The sequence below is a fragment of the Paenibacillus baimaensis genome (assembly GCF_025567575.1).
This window is the reverse complement of record NZ_JAOQIO010000005.1, coordinates 59,538-77,134: the sequence shown is the minus strand read 5'-3', so window position 1 is coordinate 77,134 and position 17,597 is coordinate 59,538. Positions and strand designations below refer to the sequence as shown.

Genomic DNA, 17,597 nt, shown 5'->3' with positions numbered 1-17,597 from the left:
AATTGGCAAAGCTGTTCTCACTCGGAAGTTTATCAATATGACGTTCTAAAAGATCGATTAAGAAAGTGACCTTTTCTCCGTCATTTAGCAGTGTCATTATTATCACCCCAATTGTAATTTGTTTTCTAAATGTTCATCTTGACTAACTATTGTATTACAGTAAGGTCGGTTCCAATGAACTATTATGAGCCAATCAATATCCTTTTCCAAAGCGCATCAATCCCCTTCTTGTCGACTATGAGGGTGGACTCGTCAACCATATTCCTTGCAAATCATCGATTTTCCACTCTAATACTTTTATGTAAGCTAACATTTCAGTTTCTGTTTTTCGAGAGATAAATCCAGGGACAGTAGACTTTTCAACAGCTATTGTTTTCTCAAGTATATCGCTCTTTTTGTTTACGGGCGTGCAGTGACTATTTTTAAAACTTAGTATTATGTTCTTAAAGTTTTCCCATTTATCTAAACGGTTTTGTAATAATATAAGTGTGTAATAATGATCGCAGTTAGTCGTAAATGGGTATTTATAATATTTCTTGTTCCGTTCGATATTTGATTTTGTACTCATGATGTTTTTTTCAACAGCTTGAAGTAGCTCGTCCATAATAAACAACGTCCTTCCCTACTATAGAATAGAGCCTTCTATTTAGACAGTTCTATTGTATCCGCAGTTACCTCTTGCTATCAACTCTAACGATCAGCCCTTCTCAATCTTCTAAATTGTTAGAATTGAAAATTTATTTGCAATTTTTCAATTACATATAATACAGGCCATCTAGGCAACTCCTCTATCTTTCTTAAATTCAATAATTATTTTGTCAATTTCTTCAATACTTAAAGTTATCGTGTCAAGAACAGTACCTTGTACTTGAGACTTCGGAATAAGTTTCCCTTCTAAAATCAAGATAATAATCTTCACAATGCTTAACCCTTGTCCCGGATATTTTAATATGGCCTCATGGATAGTAATCCTTCCAAAATGATCATCAGTTAAAGAGCCACAACATCGACTCAGTAATTCCAATATGTCATTTCTCGGTAAATATCTTTTGCCATCCTTACTTAAGGGCTTCAATAAACCACTCAGTACCAGTTGATTTACGTAACGCCTTTCTAACCCGACCATTTGGGCAGTTTCAATGTATGTCAACAACACATCACTCTCAGGGTTCGACATGAACTCGTTAAATAAAAATTGACGTTTCAATGGAGTACTCACAATTCCCACATCTGCTTTGAGTTTAACGGGTTGGATAAAATTCATTTTCAAGTGCCTCCGACGACTTCCATTAGCTAATCTTTCAATCCAATAGCTCTCATAAGCTGTTTGAATTTCACGAAATTGTTTGTAAGAAAATATCTCTTCAAATTTCATCTTTTTCCAATACTTTTGGCTATCTTGCTCGCGGTAAAGAAAATTTTCCAATACTTTATTAAAATTTTCAGGAAAGCTTGAATACATCCAATCTATAATCTCAAAAGCCTTAGCCAGGACTTTGCCCTTCAACTGCTTCCTTCTTTTAAATAAAATTTTCATAGCCGACTTACTTCCCGATGTTGGATGTATATACCCATCAACTAAATAAAAACTGTGGTAAATTAATTTGATAATGTCTTTTATGGATAAACCAAAATACTGGACTTTCTCAAAATCACCTAATATAAGATGAAGAAATAACCCGAACCATACCTACCTATAACGTAGCATGACTCAAGTTATGGATGATCTAGTTGGCTTCGAATTGGCAGAACCCAATCTGGTAGTAAGTCGTTTTGGAATCTTAACCTGCCGTTATCGGCCTCAAGAATAATCTCCCCATTTAATGCACTGTTATCTATGACGAGTAAGTCATTCACCAAATCCATATGCTTGAGCAGATTCTGAATGGATGAATGGTGACGATGTAATATATCCTTGGAAGAGATATGATGTCCTCCATTGCGAACCCGATTGGCAACACGTTCAATATTTAAATTCGGATCCCCGAGACCGACATAAAACATTGTGATTTCAAAGTGTTTCGCTCTTGCTTCTTGCATAAGCCTTACCGCATATCCGCCGGACAAAGTAGTTTCAATCGAGAAATCTCGATGATTTCGTATACAGTCTCGTGCTAAGCGGATCGCTTCCTTTCCAGCTGAAACTCGAGCAGTTTCGGGCTGTAATGGATTAATGCGCCGGGCCAAGGCATCTGGATCAATATTTACACTAATCCCTATTCGATCAATGATTAAATTGCGTATAGTGCTTTTTCCACTGCCATTGTTTCCAGCAAAAATAAACATTATCGCTTTTTTAGATTCAGACATATTCTTGATTCTCTACTAGTAAATCTTCCTTTATACCATCTGCATACTCCTTCACTAATTTGCCCGATATATCTTTATAAACCACATAAGTTCCATTTGCTTTAGCGTCAAGCTTTGCCCGCTCTCCGGTTAACTTAATCAGCTTCTTTAAATCGTCATTTCTTTCCAAGCCTGACACCTCCATTTATAATATCATCAATCAAGAAGTCGTCCTCGACTTCAATTGTACTTTTCTAGATATTTTGTGATACTGTTTTGGGTAATATTACTAGACAAATGGAACGCAGTTCGTTGGCATAATCATTATAACATAGGTACGAATGCTAAAAAATTACTTAGCATGGTTGTGGTGCAAGAATTAAAAAAGATGGGATTTCCCAATAAATGTAATTAACTATGCCGTCTGCCTTCTCTTTTTCGCTAATGCAATAACTGTTCGCACATCCTATGTTGCAAAAATGAGGTTAACCAGCTATAGCTGGTCAACCTCATAATACTAATCTATATTACAGACTCCATTTGTGGCGTAATTTAAGTTTCATTATTTCAATTGTTTCGATTTGATTATCGGTATCTAACTGCCTAAAAGTATTAATTAGATCTTTCTCCAGAATATTAAATTTATGCTCATCCTCTAATTTTTCAGCTCTCTGGTTCGCTTCCTTACCTGTTAATAACCACTCAAGGGAACATGAATACCTACTAAATATGGAAACAATTGTGTCAACCGAGGGATTACTTTTTCCTGATTCGATATCGCTTAAGCTGCCTTGTGAAACACCAATAGAATTTGCAAATTCCGTTTGATTAAGATTATGTAACTTTCTAAGACGTTTAATATTTTCACTTATTATATTCATAAAGCCCTCCGCTCATAGGTTTTATGACAGTTTTTGTTACAGCATTTTCGGAAGTTAATTTTATGGTTTTTTTAGAAAATGAGTAAGTTAGAACGTAACTTACTATTCAAAAAAAGTTTGAATAAACTCAGTAATATCAAGGACTTTCGCCAAAAATTGAATGACAAATTCTATGTTCCAAGTCTATGACAAAATAAATTACAAATGGTGACAAACTGAATTACAACTCACAACTTTTGCTGAACGCTGACGTTATAATCCCCTCTGCCTCATAGCCTCAAAAAGCACAACCGTCGCTGCCATTGCTGCATTCAGCGACTCTGCTTTTCCTTGCATAGGTATCCGTATATGCTCTGTTGCAAGACGGGATACCTCGGGCGATACCCCCTGTCCCTCATTGCCAATGACGAACCAGACCGGACGACGGAATTCGAACTCATAACAGCTTGCTGTAGCTTGAAGGCTGGTAGTCACAATAGCAACTCCTTGCGAAGCTGCTGAAGGCAGCCACTCTACCAAATCTCCCGAGGCAATCGGTAGATGGAACAGTGATCCCATTGTGGAACGAACGGTTTTCGGATTGTACAAATCAACAGTGCCCTTGCCCAGTAAAATACCGGTAGCACCTACAGCATCCGCGCTGCGAATAATCGTGCCGAGATTACCAGGGTCCTGCACGCCATCGATGACGACGACAAGGCTGGGAGTTGAAGCCGCGGAGGTTTCTTTACTAGAGGATGAGTGTTTTCTATCAATCTCATAGGGCTGAAGCAAGTCCTGCGGCTCCCAGATCAGCTTGGGCAGCACGGCAAATACCGCCTGCGGCGTTAAAGCATCCGTACATTTATTTAATACCGCCTCACTAACGGCGATACATTCAATGTCGGCACTCTCTGCTGACTGAAGCATTCCCGGAGGCAGAGACTGCTGCCGCTCCTCTGCGTAGACGAGCACCTCGATCTTGACACCGGAAGCCAATGCTTCCTGCACGAGATGCACACCTTCGATCATATATTGCTGCTGCTGGTCCCGCCCTTTTTTGTCCAGCAGCTGTGCCCACGCTTTGACACGCGGATTGTGTACAGATGTAATCAACGCTTCACTACTCCTCTTCATCCTGCTATTCCGCAAACGTTTTTTCAAAATTTTGTAAATCTTCATTGTTCCCAACAACAATTAATATATCCTCAGAATCGATCAGTTCTTCAGCGTTAGGAGCGATATTCATCTTGACACCTGTCTTGATTCCGATGACGTTGCAGCCATATTTGGCCCGGATATCCAGCTGCCGCAGGTTTTTGCCAACCATATCCCGAGAGGCTCTGATTTCAACAATACTATGGTCTTCGGATAGCTCGATATATTCAATAATGTTTTTGGAAATCAAATGATGCGCTACCCGTTGGCCCATGTCACGCTCTGGATAAATAACTTTATCAGCACCGACTTTTTTCAGCACCTTGCCATGAAGCTCATTCTGAGCCTTGACAATAACCTTGGGTACTCCGATTTCTTTTACGATAATGGTCGTGAGAATGCTTGCTTGAATATCGTCACCGATAGCGACAACCACAACGTCAAAATTACGCAGCCCTAATGCTCGGAGTGCTTCTTCATCTGTCGAATCCGCCTGTACAACATGGGTAACTACCGAAGATATTTCCTGGATCCGATGTTCATTGCTATCAATAGCTAACACTTCAAAGTCCAATCCTGACAAGGTTTTGGCAACGCTGGTACCGAAACGACCCAAGCCAATAACGGCAAATTGCTTTTTCACGGACAACTACCACCCTTCTATCCAATCACGGTTTGACTTTTCAGCTGAACGTATTTCCATTGTGCTTTATTATACCATAAAATGATTTCTCCATAACCAAGCATGAACCACAGCAATTTGGCACATATTAAATCAAGTAAATTCAGTGAGCAAAGTGAGGAAACTTCTATGAACATTACCCTTAGAGAAGCCATTATTCAACGCGTGACGGATAAAAATGATGACGAGCTGACGGGTATTATCGAGGACTCTGTCGGTGGGGCTGAGCAGGTGCTACCCGGTTTGGGTGTATTGTTCGAAATCATTTGGCAGCACAGCGAAAAAAGTGCTCAATCGCAAATGGTCACGGCTTTGAAGGAGCATTTGGCTTAACATTCGTGGAACGAATGGATCCTGTGTAGGATACTCAGCGCTTGGTCCCACAGATTGCTTAAGCAAATAGTAAAAAGCCACTGTCTGGATCCGAATGCTGCGATTGCAAGCGGCTCGGTCCACGGTGGCTTTTTTCTTTAACAAATGATGTAAGCTTAATCCAATATGCCTCTAACCAATCCGCTTGGCAATGGCAAAGGTTTATCGCAAGTGCTTTGCATCACATAATGTATACCTTGCTCGGACGCATCATGGAAGCCATGCATCGCTTCCAGAACGTGATACGCAAGTTCTCCATTGGCGCGGTTCAATCTGCCGTTGCGAATGGCAAAAGCCATATCCAACACGCCCAGGCCACGGCTGTTATCCGCATAACCGTGAATTAGCGGTACTTCACTAAATTCCTTCGCATCGTGACGACGTACCCATACAGGCCCACCGAATGTGTTCGGATCTGGTACGCTCAGCGTGCCTTCACTTCCGTAAATTTCAATGCGCGGCACTTGCGAACCACCAAAGGAATCGAAGCTTGTAATAATCGTTCCAATAGCACCGCTGTGGAAATCGAGCACGCCTGCAACATGTGTAGGTGTCTCCACTTTGATTTTTTGCCCAAATTTGGGTGCGCTGGTGATCGTCCGCTCTGGATAAGAGATTTTGGCTGAGCCCGTCACCCGTTGAATTGGGCCAAGCAAAGCAATGAGAGCAGTCAAATAATAAGGACCCATATCGAACATAGGGCCGCCACCTGGCGCATAATAGAACTCAGGGTCCGGATGCCAATGCTCATGACCGCGACCGATCATAAATGCGCTGGCAGCAATTGGAGTTCCGATCCAACCATCGTTAATTAGCTTGATGCAAGTTTGGATACCGCCACCCAGGAAAGTATCCGGTGCGCTGCCCACCAATCGATCGTTCTTCTTCGCAGCAGCCAAAATCCGTTGACCCTCTTCGCGGGTTACCGCTAGCGGTTTTTCCACATACACGTGTTTACCTGCTTCGAGCGCCTGTATACATACGTCAGCATGAGCTGCCGGAATCGTTAAATTAATGACCAGATCAATGTCTGGATCCGCCAATAGATCGGCAACTGAGCAAGCCTTGGCAATACCGAACTCCTCTGCACTCGCTTCTGCTCTTGCTACGTTCAAATCAGCGCACGCTGTAACTTCTAAAGCCGAAAATGTTTGGCAATTTTTAAAATAAATAGCACTGATTTTGCCGCAGCCGATTATACCTACACGTACCTTTTCCATTTCAATGCTTCCTCTCTGCTTGCCAATTTTAATAAGCTTCACTTTTACTAAATAGTACGTGTTCAAAAGTCGGCTTTTCAGCACCGAGAAGTTAAAGTTTTCTCTGAAAACTCGCTTCGTAAGCTGTAAAGAAGGAGGAGCGGAGTTTAGGCTTATACCTAAATGAGCACCGCACTTCGGGCCTGAATGCAAAATTCGATGCCGAGTCAGCAACGTGTATAACTTCGTGATCAAAAGATGGCTTTTTGAACAACCTCTAATACATATGAATGCTGATTTAAACCTGACTATCACCCATACCCGAGTAAGCTGCAGTGGCAGATGCATTGTTACTTGCTTGAGTCTTGCCTTCTGCCGACCATAGGAAGCCACGGCGCATGAGCAGTTTTACCTGCGGGATGTCAATGATGTTGGCTTGATGTCCGAGCGAGTTGTAGTACACGCGTCCGACTCCCCAACGTTTGGTCCAGACCACAGGCATATCGACTGCCTTGTTCAAGGAATGAGGGCCTTCGACAATAGGAAATCTCGTAGTCGCCAATACCTCTACAGCCGGATCTACATGCAGGTAATACTGCTCACTGGATACTGTAAAATCTTCAATGCCCTCTACGAGCGGGCTTGTGCTGCCTTTAATATTAACTACGTATTCCACTCCATCATTGCCAGGATGAGCTACCCAGTTGCCGCCCGTCATGAACTGCCAGTCCACATTATTACGGAAGGAATCGCACATACCACCATGGCAGCCAGCTAGTCCAACTCCGCTTTGTACGGCTTCCGATACATTTTTGGCGTACTGCTTATCAATCTCACCCATCGTCCATACAGGTACAATCAGGTCAAGCCCTAACAGCTTCTCGGCATCGGCAAAAGCTTCCAGTGTATCGGACACCTCAACTTCAAAGCCTTCTTCCTCCAAAACAACACGAAAAATTTCAGATACTTCCTTAGGCTGATGACCTTGCCAACCGCCTTGAACGATCAATGCTTTTTTCATTCTGCACGCTCCCTTTAATTAGTAAGATTGATGATTGTAAGCTGACTTCTAGACTTCGTCAATTCGTACCCAACGGCGCTCCACAATGGAACGATCTACCGCTTCCAGTACCTCCTGACACTTCACACCATCAACAAAATTAGGCACAGGCTGACGGTCTTCCTCCAATGCCTGCATCAGCTCGACAACCTCATGAATGAAGGTGTGCTCATATCCAATGGTATGACCGGCTGGCCACCAAGCGTCCATATAGGCATGAGAAGGATCAGTTGCCAACACGCGGCGGAAGCCCTGAACATCCTCAGCATCGTCTGTAAAATAAACCTGCAGCTCATTCATCCGCTCAAAATCGAATTTTACACTGCCCTTGCTGCCGTTAATCTCGAACGAATTCGTGCAGCGATGTCCGGGTGCAAAACGTGTCGCTTCGAAGCTACCAAGCGCGCCATTGGCAAAACGACTCATAAACAATGTCGCATCATCGACCGTAACCGGACCCTTTGGCGCATCCTTACTGCCCTTCGCACTCAAGCCTGTCATCGATGTAGGCTCTGGACGTTCTTTAATGAACGTTTCGCTCATCCCGATCACCTCGGTCATGCCGCCGATCAAATAATGCGCCAAATCAATCAGATGTGCGCCCAAATCTCCATGTGAACCAGAGCCGGCAATTTCCTTCTGTAGTCTCCACACCAGCGGGAAATCCGGGTCGACAATCCAATCCTGCAGGAACCAGGCACGGAAATGGTAAATCTCACCCAAACGGCCTTCATCAATCAGCTTCTTGGCCAGCATCACAGCAGGTGCAAAACGATAATTGAAGCCCACCATATGCTTCACGCCTGCATCCTCTGCTGCTTTGAGCATTTCTCTGGAATCAGGCAGTGTCAGCGCCAGAGGCTTCTCGCAGAACAAATGCTTGCCAGCCTTTGCCGCTGCCAAAGCAATTTCCATATGCGCATTACTTGGTGCATTAATATCGATCACATCAATATCTTTGTTATTCAACAAATCCCGCCAATCCGTCACATAACCTTCCCAGCCGAATTGTTCAGCTGCCTGAGCGACACCCTCTTCATCACGACCACAGATCAGCTTCATAACTGGCTTGGCAATCTTCGGAAAAAACATATGTAAATCACGGTAAGCATGGCTGTGTGCCTTGCCCATAAATTTATAACCGACCATTCCAATATTAATTTGCTTCATACTAGAATCCGCCTCCTTCAAAGTTTTACACTGGATTTTCATTTGTAATGTGGTGAACAAGACTCGCTGCGCTGCGTTTCAACCAACCTATCTAAATTCCATACCATGCAGCTTAACTAAAATTTCTGCTGCATGATTGTCTAACGACAAGCTCGGTATCCAGCTTGACCTGAAAGCTTCCTTGCTCACCGTTCACCTGAGCCAGCAGACGCTCGGCTGCGAGACTTCCCATATCATAAAAGGGAACAGCTACGCTTGTGAGCGGCGGGTCCGTCACTCGGGCCGCATCAGAGTCATCATAACCGACAATCGCGACATCCCTACCGGCTTCCCAACCAAGCTCACGCAGGCCCTGCATAAGACCTATCGCCATTCGATCGTTTGCCGCAAATATCGCATCAATCTCGTGCCTGCGTTCATATAATGCTGCCGCCATCCTGTATCCACTGGTACGGCTGTAATTGCCTTCGTAATACAAATTACGAAGTGCCTCGGCATCCTTACCTGCTTCGCCCATTGCCTTCCTGTAGCCTTCATATCGATCCGCACTATTGGAAAACTGCGAGGAGCCATTCAGAAAGGCGATTTGCTTATGGCCCTTATCCATCAAATGCTTCACTGCACGATAGCTGCCACCGATATGATCCGCGTCTACTTCATTGAAGCTTTCACCGGCAAAATGCTGATTGACCAGACAGAAGTGATGCCCCTCGGACTCCAGCGTCTTCAGCTGTTCCCTTTCTTGCGGGGTATCACTGGCCCCCAAAATAATGCAGGCATCTACCTTTTGCGAACGAAATCGTTCAATGTAATCGCTCTCTTCGTCCAACGAACGAAAGGTAAGCAGTAGATCATAACCCTTATCTTTCACCTTGGCGCCAATACCGCTTAACACTTCGGAAAAATAATACGTTGAGAACAAATGAACCTTCGGCAAATAGGGAAGTACAACGCCCAAATTTCCGCTTTTGCGGCGGGCAAAGCTCTGAGCTATCGCGTTGGGGTGATAGTTAAGTGTTTTGGCAGCTTCCTGAACCCGCAGCTTCGTCTGTGCTTTCATTGGCCCTACACCATTAAAAACACGGGAAACTGTAGCCTCGGATACACCTGCCAGCTCAGCAACTTCCTTCCTGGTTACAATAGGACGATCCCTCCTTCAGGTTTATGAAGCAAAATGACTTCGTGAGAAGTACGGTGAATAAAGTTCCGCTTGGCGACCGAAGTATTCCTCCGATTGCTGTTGTTTCCAGAATTATTCTATAAAATAAATAGCGGTAAAATTCCGGAAACAAAGGCACCGCTCCGCTATCTCCTGAACACCACGGTCGCTCCGCTCATATATTCACCAAACTCTTTGAGTTTGTACAACAAACAAACTAACTAGCATATTAACTGACAAACCCATTAACTTCATTAGCCTTCGGCTTACAAGCTTCTCGCGAACTTGATAAAAAGTAATTCGAAAGCATCTTTTCAAACTGATATTCCACGTAATGTACACGCGTACATTTTCTCACGGGACGCTTCCCATGTCAATACATAATCTAGATAACTTAGCCTCCCCCTATTTCGCATTGCACAGCAATACCTATTCAGCGATCTTCCGAGCCATCAAGATATTGCTATTCAGGGATCGAGCGACTATGCTTGAAATAACGAATTGCCAAGCCCGGAGGGGATTTCTATGAGACTGCTCGTAGCTGAGGACGATACATCCGTATGCGAAATGCTGCAGCTTTTTTTTCAAAAAGAACATTATGATACCACCTTCGTCCATGATGGATGGGTCGCCGAGCGGCGATTGCTTGAGGAAAGCTGGGATTTCGTCATTCTGGACTGGATGCTTCCTGGCAAAGATGGAATCAGCCTCTGCAAACAGCTTCGCACCATAACGCAAACACCGATTATATTACTTACCGCGCGGGATCAGGAGCAGGATCGGATTCTCGGATTGGAAAGCGGCGCAGATGATTATGTCGTCAAACCCTTCAGCCCGATGGAGCTGATTGCCAGAATCAAAGCGGTCCATCGTCGTTATCATATCGGTACGGCCTCATCCAATTTACAATCAGAGCCTACGCATCATCTACACGATTCTTTGAACATCTTGAAGCACAAGAACATTCGGATCGAATTGGATACCCGAACCGTTATTATACGTGGAGCTGTGCTGACAAATTTGACTCCCAAGGAATTTGAGCTGCTGTGCCTGTTTGTTCGCCACCCGAAAAAGGTATTTACCCGAGATATGCTTATCGAGAGCATCTGGGGCTACGACTACATAGGTGAGGAACGAACCGTAGACGTCCATATCAAAAGGCTGCGCAACAAAATATCAACTCCTGAGAACCCACTCGTGGTCACCGTATGGGGCATAGGCTACAAGCTGGAGGAATGACAATGGGGAAGAAACGTTTGCATTATCGCTTTACTTTTTTTCAACGCCAATTTATAAGTCATATGCTCGTATCCATTCTGATTCTTGCTCTGACAGGAGCAGGCTTTGTTTATTATTTGAAACAGCAATCCTATGTACATGTAACGGAGGAGCTAAGCAGCGCAGGCAAAGTTATTGTCCGATTGCTAACCCGTGAAGAGGAAGAACCGACCGCACCGCTCCTGGCCTATCGAGGTTTGCTATCCGAGCGTAAAATATCTTTTATTATTTTGGATAAAACCGGAGAGATTGTGTACCGTGATCCCAAAATGTCGGCCGCTCTGCGCAATAAAACATTTTTGGATGGCCTTCGTGCTCGTATCATGTCCATCAAAGACAATCAAAGCTTCATCGTTGAGCGCAGCCCAGAGCAGCCGCTTGTCGTCCTAACCAAACCCATTCATCCGAAAAGCAAAACAAACGATATGTACCTGTTCATTTTTTCCCCTGCAGTTGGTTTCAAGGACACCTTATTGGCCCTGGATCGGAATGTAGGATATGCAGCAGCATTTATTTTTGTGATAGCAGCCCTTATAAGCATTTATATATCCCGTAGGATGAGTCAAAGCCTTCAACCACTGCGCCATGCCACACGCAAGATCTCCGCCGGGAATTATGCTGCCCGTATGCCGATCATTCGCTCCGATGAGCTGGGTGATTTGGCGCTCGACTTCAACGCGATGGCAGTACAGCTGGAGGTATCCTCTCAAAAACTCGAGCAATACGAATTACGCCGCCACTCCTTTATGACCGATGTATCCCACGAACTGCGGACACCACTCACCTCCATACGAGGTATTATTGAAGGTTTGAAAAACAATCTCGTCACAGAACCTGAGGATAAGCACAAATACTATACCATTATCGAAAAAGAAACATTTCGTCTTATTCGTCTGATCAATGAGCTGCTGGATATGGAAAAGATCGAAAATGGCTTGATCGCGCTGATCAAGAAAAATAGTTCACTGCGTGAAATTATGGAGACGGTTGTGGAAACCTTGGAAGTGCTGATCGAAGCCAAAAAGCTGCAAATTGTCATTGAATGCGACTCTGACCTGGTCGTCTATTGCGATTACGATCGGCTCACCCAAATTCTGATCAATTTGATCAAGAACAGTATTCAATTTACCGAATACGGTACGATCCGGCTCACAGCAACAGAAACCGAAGCCTCCACCCTGATCGATATTACCGATACCGGACGGGGGATGACTAGCGTGGAACTTGCTCTTATTTGGGACCGCTTCTATAAGGCAGACCCATCCCGCGCCAAGAGCAGCAGTGAAACGGGGCTCGGTCTGTCCATTGTCAAGCAGCTCGTGGAAGCTCATGGAGGCACGATTGAAGCGAGCAGTACACCAGGGATCGGTTCTAGCTTTGTGATTACGCTTCCCAAGGTGGAATCCTAAATTCTCTCTTGCTATTCTATGGAAAAGAACGTATAATTTCGACTGATAATAATTATCATTATCGTATTCTTGCTCATACATAAGAGGATCCGTACGCTGGAGGTGTCGAAAGCAACACAGCAATCCTATGAGAAAATTACAAGCCACTTCGAGTATGAAGCTCTTTTCCTTTAGCCTTATTTTTATCATTTCGTTGTTCGTTTTAGTAGCGGCGATGTTTCTGGCCATCTCCTACGGAGCCAAAGAAATGACACTTGGCACCGTATGGACAGCCGTGATCGATTATAATCCCAAATTGACCGCACACCAGATCATTCATGAGCTGCGGCTTCCTCGGGTAATAGGAGCAGCGGTTATGGGCGCGGCTTTTGCCGTCGCTGGAGCTTTAATGCAGGGTGTGACACGTAATCCGCTGGCGGATGCGGGGATACTCGGAATCAACTCGGGTGCGACCTTTGCCGTGGCCCTTAGCTTCGCGTTTTTCCCTAATTTGCCCTATTCGGCTTTAATCGTGGTTTCTTTTACCGGAGCTGTGCTCAGTACGCTATTTATCTTTATGCTGGGCAGATCAGCCCCAGGCGGTCTAACCCCTTTAAGACTCACCCTTGCGGGAGCAGTGGTAGCCGCTCTGCTGCATTCACTAAGCTCAGGGATTGCGATTTATTACAATTTGGCTCAGGATTTGGCATTTTGGTACGCCGGAGGTGTTGCCGGGGTCAAATGGGTACAATTGCAGTTGTTAGTTCCAGTTATTCTGATTACTATCGTATGGGCCTTCATGATGGGGCGTTCGGTCTCGCTGGTATCGTTGGGTGATGATGTAGCCATTAATCTTGGGGTAAACACGAAGCGGATTCGACTGCTTGGCATGACCGCATCAGTGATTCTTGCCGGGGTATCGGTTTCTGCTGTGGGTGCGATTGGATTTGTTGGGTTGGTTATCCCACACATCGCACGCAAGCTGGTCGGTGTCGATTACCGATTCATTATCCCCCTCTCTGCTTTGTTGGGTGCCGTACTGCTGGTTGTCGCCGACATGGGCGCCCGAATGGTCAATCCGCCCCGAGAGCTTGCGCTTGGCATCATGGTCGCTTTGGTCGGCGTACCTTTCTTTCTTTATCTGGCTCGTAAAGAAAGGAGGAGCTTATAGATGCAGCAGCAAGTATCAAACAGGAGCAAAAAAACGATCCAGGTCGGGATCATCCTGCTCATTATCGGCTTGTGCGCCATCCTGATCAGCTTGAACACAGGAACGATCCGGCTCGCTCCCCTTCAAGTCATTCAAACCTTTCTGGGCCATGGCAGTCCCGATGACAAGCTGGTTTTGTTCGAGTATCGCCTGCCGCGGATTTTGATCACGATGCTGGCTGGTATCGGATTAGGTGTTTCCGGTGCTATTTTACAAGGATTGTCCCGCAATCCACTGGCTGATCCCGGTATTCTCGGGCTTCATGCTGGAGCTGCCTTTGGCCTTATTGCCTTCGTCAGTTTTTTTCATTCGATGAAGGACGCCTCTGCTCTGCTGATTCCTTTATTCACTTTAACGGGTGGTGTGTTGTCAGCCTTTCTGATTGTGCTGCTCGCTTATGACCGCCAAAGAGGTCTGCTGCCTATACGTCTCATATTAATAGGGATTGCAGTAGCTGCGGGATTCAGTGCGATCACATTGTTTTTATCGCTTCGTCTGGATGAAACGACCTATGCTTTCACCGCAAGGTGGCTGGTTGGCAACGTCTGGGGACGGGATTGGATTCACGTCTTTGCCCTGCTTCCTTGGATTCTCATATTTGTTCCTTACAGCTTCCTGCAAACCCAATCATTAAATGCGTTTTCGCTTGGAGATGAGGTAGCGACTGGTATTGGAACATCCGTACGCAAGCAGCGACTATTGCTCTTGGTAACTGCCGTCGCTTTATCCAGCGCCAGTGTAGCGATGGCCGGAGGAATCGGGTTTATTGGCCTCGTTGCCCCTCACCTTGCCCGTCGTTTGGTCGGACCGATGCACCAACACTTTTTACCGATAGCAGGTCTTATAGGGCTCGTCATTCTGGTCGTTGCAGATACGATAGGACGCTCCTTATTTCAGCCGAACGCGATTCCTGCAGGAGTTGTAGTCGCCGCAATCGGTGCTCCGTATTTCTTATATTTACTTACCAGATCCAAATAAAACTCATCTTAAGGAGACCTTATGAAAAAGACACTCATGATCCTGTTAAGCGCGGTATCGATGATTACCGTTTCCGCATGCGCTCAACCGACCCCTCAGACAGCAGCACCACAGCCAGCACCCGCTGCTGCCCCTTCAGCAGCTAACGACAAACCAGCAGCCAAAGCACCAAGAATCGCTTCGGTTTCCATCCATTTAACGAATGATTTGCTGGCGCTCGGTATTACTCCGGTCGGATCTGTAATCGGTGGCGATTTAAAAGCGTTCCTGCCTCACGTAGCCGACCGTTTGAAAGATACGAAGCCTCTCGGTGTAGTTACTGAACCGGATATGGAAGCCATTTTGTCATTGAAGCCTGACGTTATTTATCTGGATAAGCAATATGCTGGCAAAGATATTTCCAAATACGAAAAAATCGCTCCGAGCGTAGTATTCGATCTTGATGAAGGCACATGGCGGGATCACCTGAAAAAAATCGGTAAGCTAGTCGATCGTGATAAGGAAGCCGAAACGTTCATTAAAGACTACGAAGCCCAGAAAGAACGTGTAAAAGGACTGATCAATACGAAGCTTGGCAAGGATGCTACCGTAATGGCCGTTCGTGTAACTGCCAAGGAGCTGCGCTTATTCGGAACGAGACGTCCTATGGGTCCTCTCTTGTATGAAGACCTTGGCCTTAAGCCAGCCAAAGGCGTCGAGAAAGTAAGCAAGGACAAAGCGTTTGACGTGATTTCACAAGAGGTATTGCCGGACTATGATGCGGATGCAATCTTCGTGATCGTGAACAGAGAAGATGGAGCCGAGAAATTATACAAACAAATTGAAAGCAATCCAATCTGGCAAGGTCTCAAGGCTGTAAAATCCCAACACGTCTATCTGATTCCTGATCAACCCTGGTTGGATTACTCCGCGCTTGGTACCAAAATGGCACTTGATGATGCCGAGAAGAAGTTTGCCAAGTAACCCGGATTCAATTGTATTCACAGAGCCATGTGGTCAGCAGACTGCATGGCTCTTCTGCTCAGTACAAGCTCTTTAAGCTCATGCTCAGTTCCCATTCAGCGAACATTCAGTTTTTAATTGTATACTACTGGAAAGCAGCAGCTCTCCACCAGTAAGCTTGACCCTTGACACTCTGCCGTGTTGCAGTGCTGTTATTTTTTTAAGCAATAACACTACTTTATGTAGTGCTATAATGCAATGATGTCCGTTATGCCACTTCAGGCTGCCGGCTCATATGTAAAAGGAGGCTTCCCCATGAATATAAGAAAAACTGTACTTGCGTTAGGTGTAGCGGCTGCACTAATAGGTGGCGGTTATGCCGCTTATGACTACTATGCCGGAAATCACATTACCATCCAACAGGTTATTCCTGCAGCCGCAACTTCTTCTGCATCAGTCCCCACCAACAGCATGACAGCTGCTGTACCAGCCAAGCTGGACGGGTTATGGACCATCCAGCCGGCTTCTAAAGTGTATCTCTCTGTAACGACCTCCAAGGAAACCGTGAATATTGAAGGCGCCTCTGTCAAGGGAACATGGGTCATCAATACTGCTGAGCCGAACCTCATGAAAGCAGAAGGCATCGTCGATACGACCGTGCTGCAATCAGGTAATCCGCAAAGAGACAACCATGTCAAAGGAAACGATAGCTTAAACACAGCTAAATTTCCGGAAGCCAAGTTCACCGTGAAATCCTTTGATAACTTCCCCAAGGAGTGGAAGGAAGGCAGCAAGGTCTCATTCACTATGACGGGGACCCTCACAATCAAAGACATCGCGATGGACGTAACCTTTACCAGTGAAGCCTTATACAGTCAAGGTACTTTGAATGTAGAGGGCAGTACAGTCGTAACCTTTGCCGATTATGGTATGAAAAACCCGCATACGGTTCTATTAGAGGCCCAAAACAATGTGACGGTTCAGCTCAGACTTGTATTGAAGCTATAGTCGTTTCCCATACGCTCTTGCATATCTGCGAATTTTCCCGAAGATGGACTTATCCTTCAAACGTCTGAATATATAAGGATCGGGAGAAGTATTCACCTCAAGCACCCACGGGTGCAGCTTATCATCCAATGCCACGTCCAGGCCGATTTCCTTCAGTCCGCGATAGGTCGTGTGAAGCTGACGCGCTGTAGATAGTCCAAGCTTTCGTAAGCGGTGAATATATTTTTTCTTCGCAGTGCCGGATACATAGGCGGAAAGCAGAGTCCCTATTGGTTTAAGCGTACCTCCATTATGAACATTCGTAACGATTTTCTTCGGGTGAGCTACACGGCCGATGACACCGGTGGCTTCCCAGTTCCTGTTTGGTGTTTGTTGAACCATAACTCGAATATCGAAACGCCGATTCCGGTATTTGGTTAAATGGATGCCCTTCTGTACGAGATATAGTCGTTTTCTTGTGCGTTTTCGGATCGAATTGTAAAGATTATCAAAGTCGGAAAATGATTTTTTCACCACTCCATTCTGATACTTGTAACGCTTCCCATCCGTGACAGAGCTCTTTTCCACACGCATAACACCGTTGCCGTAAGTGCCACTATCCGGTTTGATATAGACCATCCCATATTGATTTAACAGGTCGTGCAGAGAGGTACGCGTCATTTTTCTCGTCACGGGCACATAAGTACGCAGCTTGGCATTACGCAGCATCACGCTTGTTTTTCTCCATTTACTTACAATATGCCTACTATAGTTTACTTTGCGCATTCGGCTCCACCTTTCTTCAAGCTTCCTTCAGCAGTAACAAACATGAAGTGAATATCTCCCACTTTCAACCTATTGTATG

General features: G+C 45.2%; 19 protein-coding genes. 7 read left to right on the top strand and 12 right to left on the bottom strand.

Annotation, left to right across the window (positions count from 1 at the left end):
• Positions 1–235: 235 nt before the first annotated feature.
• The 7 genes from OB236_RS01200 to OB236_RS01170 form a co-directional block, all read right to left on the bottom strand.
• Positions 236–604 carry a hypothetical protein gene (locus OB236_RS01200; RefSeq protein WP_262682237.1) on the bottom strand — a complete coding sequence of 123 codons (369 nt, stop codon included), beginning with the start codon at positions 602–604 and terminating at the stop codon, positions 236–238.
• Positions 605–775: 171 nt separating this feature from the next.
• Positions 776–1,537, bottom strand: coding sequence for a helix-turn-helix domain-containing protein (locus OB236_RS01195; protein ID WP_262682236.1), 762 nt, complete (start codon positions 1,535–1,537; stop codon positions 776–778).
• A gap of 179 nt (positions 1,538–1,716) precedes the next feature.
• On the bottom strand, positions 1,717–2,310 hold the full coding sequence (locus OB236_RS01190; RefSeq protein WP_262682235.1) for a zeta toxin family protein: 594 nt from the start codon (positions 2,308–2,310) through the stop codon (positions 1,717–1,719).
• Positions 2,303–2,479 (bottom strand): hypothetical protein, encoded by a 177-nt coding sequence (locus OB236_RS01185; RefSeq protein ID WP_262682234.1) that lies wholly within the window; start codon positions 2,477–2,479, stop codon positions 2,303–2,305. The genes OB236_RS01190 and OB236_RS01185 overlap by 8 nt, the downstream gene beginning before the upstream one ends.
• A 337-nt stretch (positions 2,480–2,816) precedes the next feature.
• Positions 2,817–3,170 carry a helix-turn-helix domain-containing protein gene (locus tag OB236_RS01180; protein ID WP_262682233.1) on the bottom strand — a complete coding sequence of 118 codons (354 nt, stop codon included), beginning with the start codon at positions 3,168–3,170 and terminating at the stop codon, positions 2,817–2,819.
• A 252-nt stretch (positions 3,171–3,422) separates the two neighbouring features.
• Entirely contained in the window at positions 3,423–4,286 is an 864-nt protein-coding gene (locus tag OB236_RS01175; protein WP_262682232.1) for a TrmH family RNA methyltransferase, read from the bottom strand.
• Positions 4,287–4,290: 4 nt separating this feature from the next.
• A complete protein-coding gene (locus tag OB236_RS01170) occupies positions 4,291–4,950 on the bottom strand; it encodes a potassium channel family protein (protein WP_076236318.1) in 660 nt (219 codons plus the stop codon).
• A 168-nt stretch (positions 4,951–5,118) separates the two neighbouring features.
• On the opposite strand from OB236_RS01170, the gene sspI reads away from it, so the two are divergent.
• Positions 5,119–5,322, top strand: a complete 204-nt coding sequence (sspI, locus tag OB236_RS01165; protein WP_076236300.1) for a small acid-soluble spore protein SspI — start codon at positions 5,119–5,121, stop codon at positions 5,320–5,322.
• Positions 5,323–5,477: 155 nt separating this feature from the next.
• On the opposite strand, the gene OB236_RS01160 is transcribed toward sspI, so the two are convergent.
• The 4 genes from OB236_RS01160 to OB236_RS01145 all read right to left on the bottom strand — a co-directional run bounded on the left by OB236_RS01160 (position 5,478) and on the right by OB236_RS01145 (position 9,931).
• Positions 5,478–6,581 (bottom strand): Gfo/Idh/MocA family protein, encoded by a 1,104-nt coding sequence (locus OB236_RS01160; protein ID WP_262682228.1) that lies wholly within the window; start codon positions 6,579–6,581, stop codon positions 5,478–5,480.
• Positions 6,582–6,858: 277 nt separating this feature from the next.
• Entirely contained in the window at positions 6,859–7,581 is a 723-nt protein-coding gene (locus tag OB236_RS01155; protein ID WP_262682226.1) for a ThuA domain-containing protein, read from the bottom strand.
• Between the two features lie 48 nt (positions 7,582–7,629).
• Complete coding sequence (locus OB236_RS01150) at positions 7,630–8,790, bottom strand: Gfo/Idh/MocA family protein (RefSeq protein ID WP_262682225.1); 1,161 nt, start codon at positions 8,788–8,790, stop codon at positions 7,630–7,632.
• A gap of 112 nt (positions 8,791–8,902) precedes the next feature.
• Positions 8,903–9,931 (bottom strand): LacI family DNA-binding transcriptional regulator, encoded by a 1,029-nt coding sequence (locus OB236_RS01145; protein ID WP_262682241.1) that lies wholly within the window; start codon positions 9,929–9,931, stop codon positions 8,903–8,905.
• A 543-nt stretch (positions 9,932–10,474) separates the two neighbouring features.
• Here OB236_RS01145 and OB236_RS01140 point away from each other — a divergent pair.
• The 6 genes from OB236_RS01140 (at position 10,475) to OB236_RS01115 (ending at position 16,753) form a co-directional block, all read left to right on the top strand.
• Complete coding sequence (locus OB236_RS01140) at positions 10,475–11,188, top strand: response regulator transcription factor (RefSeq protein WP_262682224.1); 714 nt, start codon at positions 10,475–10,477, stop codon at positions 11,186–11,188.
• Between the two features lie 2 nt (positions 11,189–11,190).
• Positions 11,191–12,636, top strand: a complete 1,446-nt coding sequence (locus tag OB236_RS01135) for a sensor histidine kinase (protein WP_262682223.1) — start codon at positions 11,191–11,193, stop codon at positions 12,634–12,636.
• Positions 12,637–12,790: 154 nt separating this feature from the next.
• Positions 12,791–13,786, top strand: a complete 996-nt coding sequence (locus OB236_RS01130; protein ID WP_408638396.1) for a FecCD family ABC transporter permease — start codon at positions 12,791–12,793, stop codon at positions 13,784–13,786.
• Positions 13,787–14,803: a FecCD family ABC transporter permease gene (locus tag OB236_RS01125; protein WP_262682221.1), complete on the top strand. Its 1,017-nt coding sequence runs from the start codon at positions 13,787–13,789 to the stop codon at positions 14,801–14,803.
• Positions 14,804–14,824: 21 nt separating this feature from the next.
• Entirely contained in the window at positions 14,825–15,766 is a 942-nt protein-coding gene (locus OB236_RS01120; protein ID WP_262682219.1) for an iron-hydroxamate ABC transporter substrate-binding protein, read from the top strand.
• A gap of 294 nt (positions 15,767–16,060) precedes the next feature.
• On the top strand, positions 16,061–16,753 hold the full coding sequence (locus OB236_RS01115) for a YceI family protein (protein ID WP_262682218.1): 693 nt from the start codon (positions 16,061–16,063) through the stop codon (positions 16,751–16,753).
• Here OB236_RS01115 and OB236_RS01110 read toward each other — a convergent pair.
• On the bottom strand, positions 16,748–17,518 hold the full coding sequence (locus tag OB236_RS01110) for a YheC/YheD family protein (protein WP_076236289.1): 771 nt from the start codon (positions 17,516–17,518) through the stop codon (positions 16,748–16,750). The genes OB236_RS01115 and OB236_RS01110 overlap by 6 nt on opposite strands.
• Positions 17,519–17,597 lie beyond the last annotated feature (79 nt).

Bases quoted from the DNA above. Each gene is read 5' to 3' on its own strand.
- OB236_RS01120 (WP_262682219.1), top strand. From the start codon at position 14,825: ATGAAAAAGACACTCATGATCCTGTTAAGCGCGGTATCGATGATTACC.
- OB236_RS01110 (WP_076236289.1), bottom strand. From the start codon at position 17,518: ATGCGCAAAGTAAACTATAGTAGGCATATTGTAAGTAAATGGAGAAAA.
- OB236_RS01115 (WP_262682218.1), top strand. From the start codon at position 16,061: ATGAATATAAGAAAAACTGTACTTGCGTTAGGTGTAGCGGCTGCACTA.
- OB236_RS01150 (WP_262682225.1), bottom strand. From the start codon at position 8,790: ATGAAGCAAATTAATATTGGAATGGTCGGTTATAAATTTATGGGCAAG.
- sspI (WP_076236300.1), top strand. From the start codon at position 5,119: ATGAACATTACCCTTAGAGAAGCCATTATTCAACGCGTGACGGATAAA.
- OB236_RS01135 (WP_262682223.1), top strand. From the start codon at position 11,191: ATGGGGAAGAAACGTTTGCATTATCGCTTTACTTTTTTTCAACGCCAA.
- OB236_RS01140 (WP_262682224.1), top strand. From the start codon at position 10,475: ATGAGACTGCTCGTAGCTGAGGACGATACATCCGTATGCGAAATGCTG.
- OB236_RS01125 (WP_262682221.1), top strand. From the start codon at position 13,787: ATGCAGCAGCAAGTATCAAACAGGAGCAAAAAAACGATCCAGGTCGGG.
- OB236_RS01160 (WP_262682228.1), bottom strand. From the start codon at position 6,581: ATGGAAAAGGTACGTGTAGGTATAATCGGCTGCGGCAAAATCAGTGCT.
- OB236_RS01130 (WP_408638396.1), top strand. From the start codon at position 12,791: ATGAAGCTCTTTTCCTTTAGCCTTATTTTTATCATTTCGTTGTTCGTT.
- OB236_RS01200 (WP_262682237.1), bottom strand. From the start codon at position 604: ATGGACGAGCTACTTCAAGCTGTTGAAAAAAACATCATGAGTACAAAA.
- OB236_RS01155 (WP_262682226.1), bottom strand. From the start codon at position 7,581: ATGAAAAAAGCATTGATCGTTCAAGGCGGTTGGCAAGGTCATCAGCCT.
- OB236_RS01180 (WP_262682233.1), bottom strand. From the start codon at position 3,170: ATGAATATAATAAGTGAAAATATTAAACGTCTTAGAAAGTTACATAAT.
- OB236_RS01175 (WP_262682232.1), bottom strand. From the start codon at position 4,286: ATGAAGAGGAGTAGTGAAGCGTTGATTACATCTGTACACAATCCGCGT.
- OB236_RS01195 (WP_262682236.1), bottom strand. From the start codon at position 1,537: ATGAAAATTTTATTTAAAAGAAGGAAGCAGTTGAAGGGCAAAGTCCTG.
- OB236_RS01190 (WP_262682235.1), bottom strand. From the start codon at position 2,310: ATGTCTGAATCTAAAAAAGCGATAATGTTTATTTTTGCTGGAAACAAT.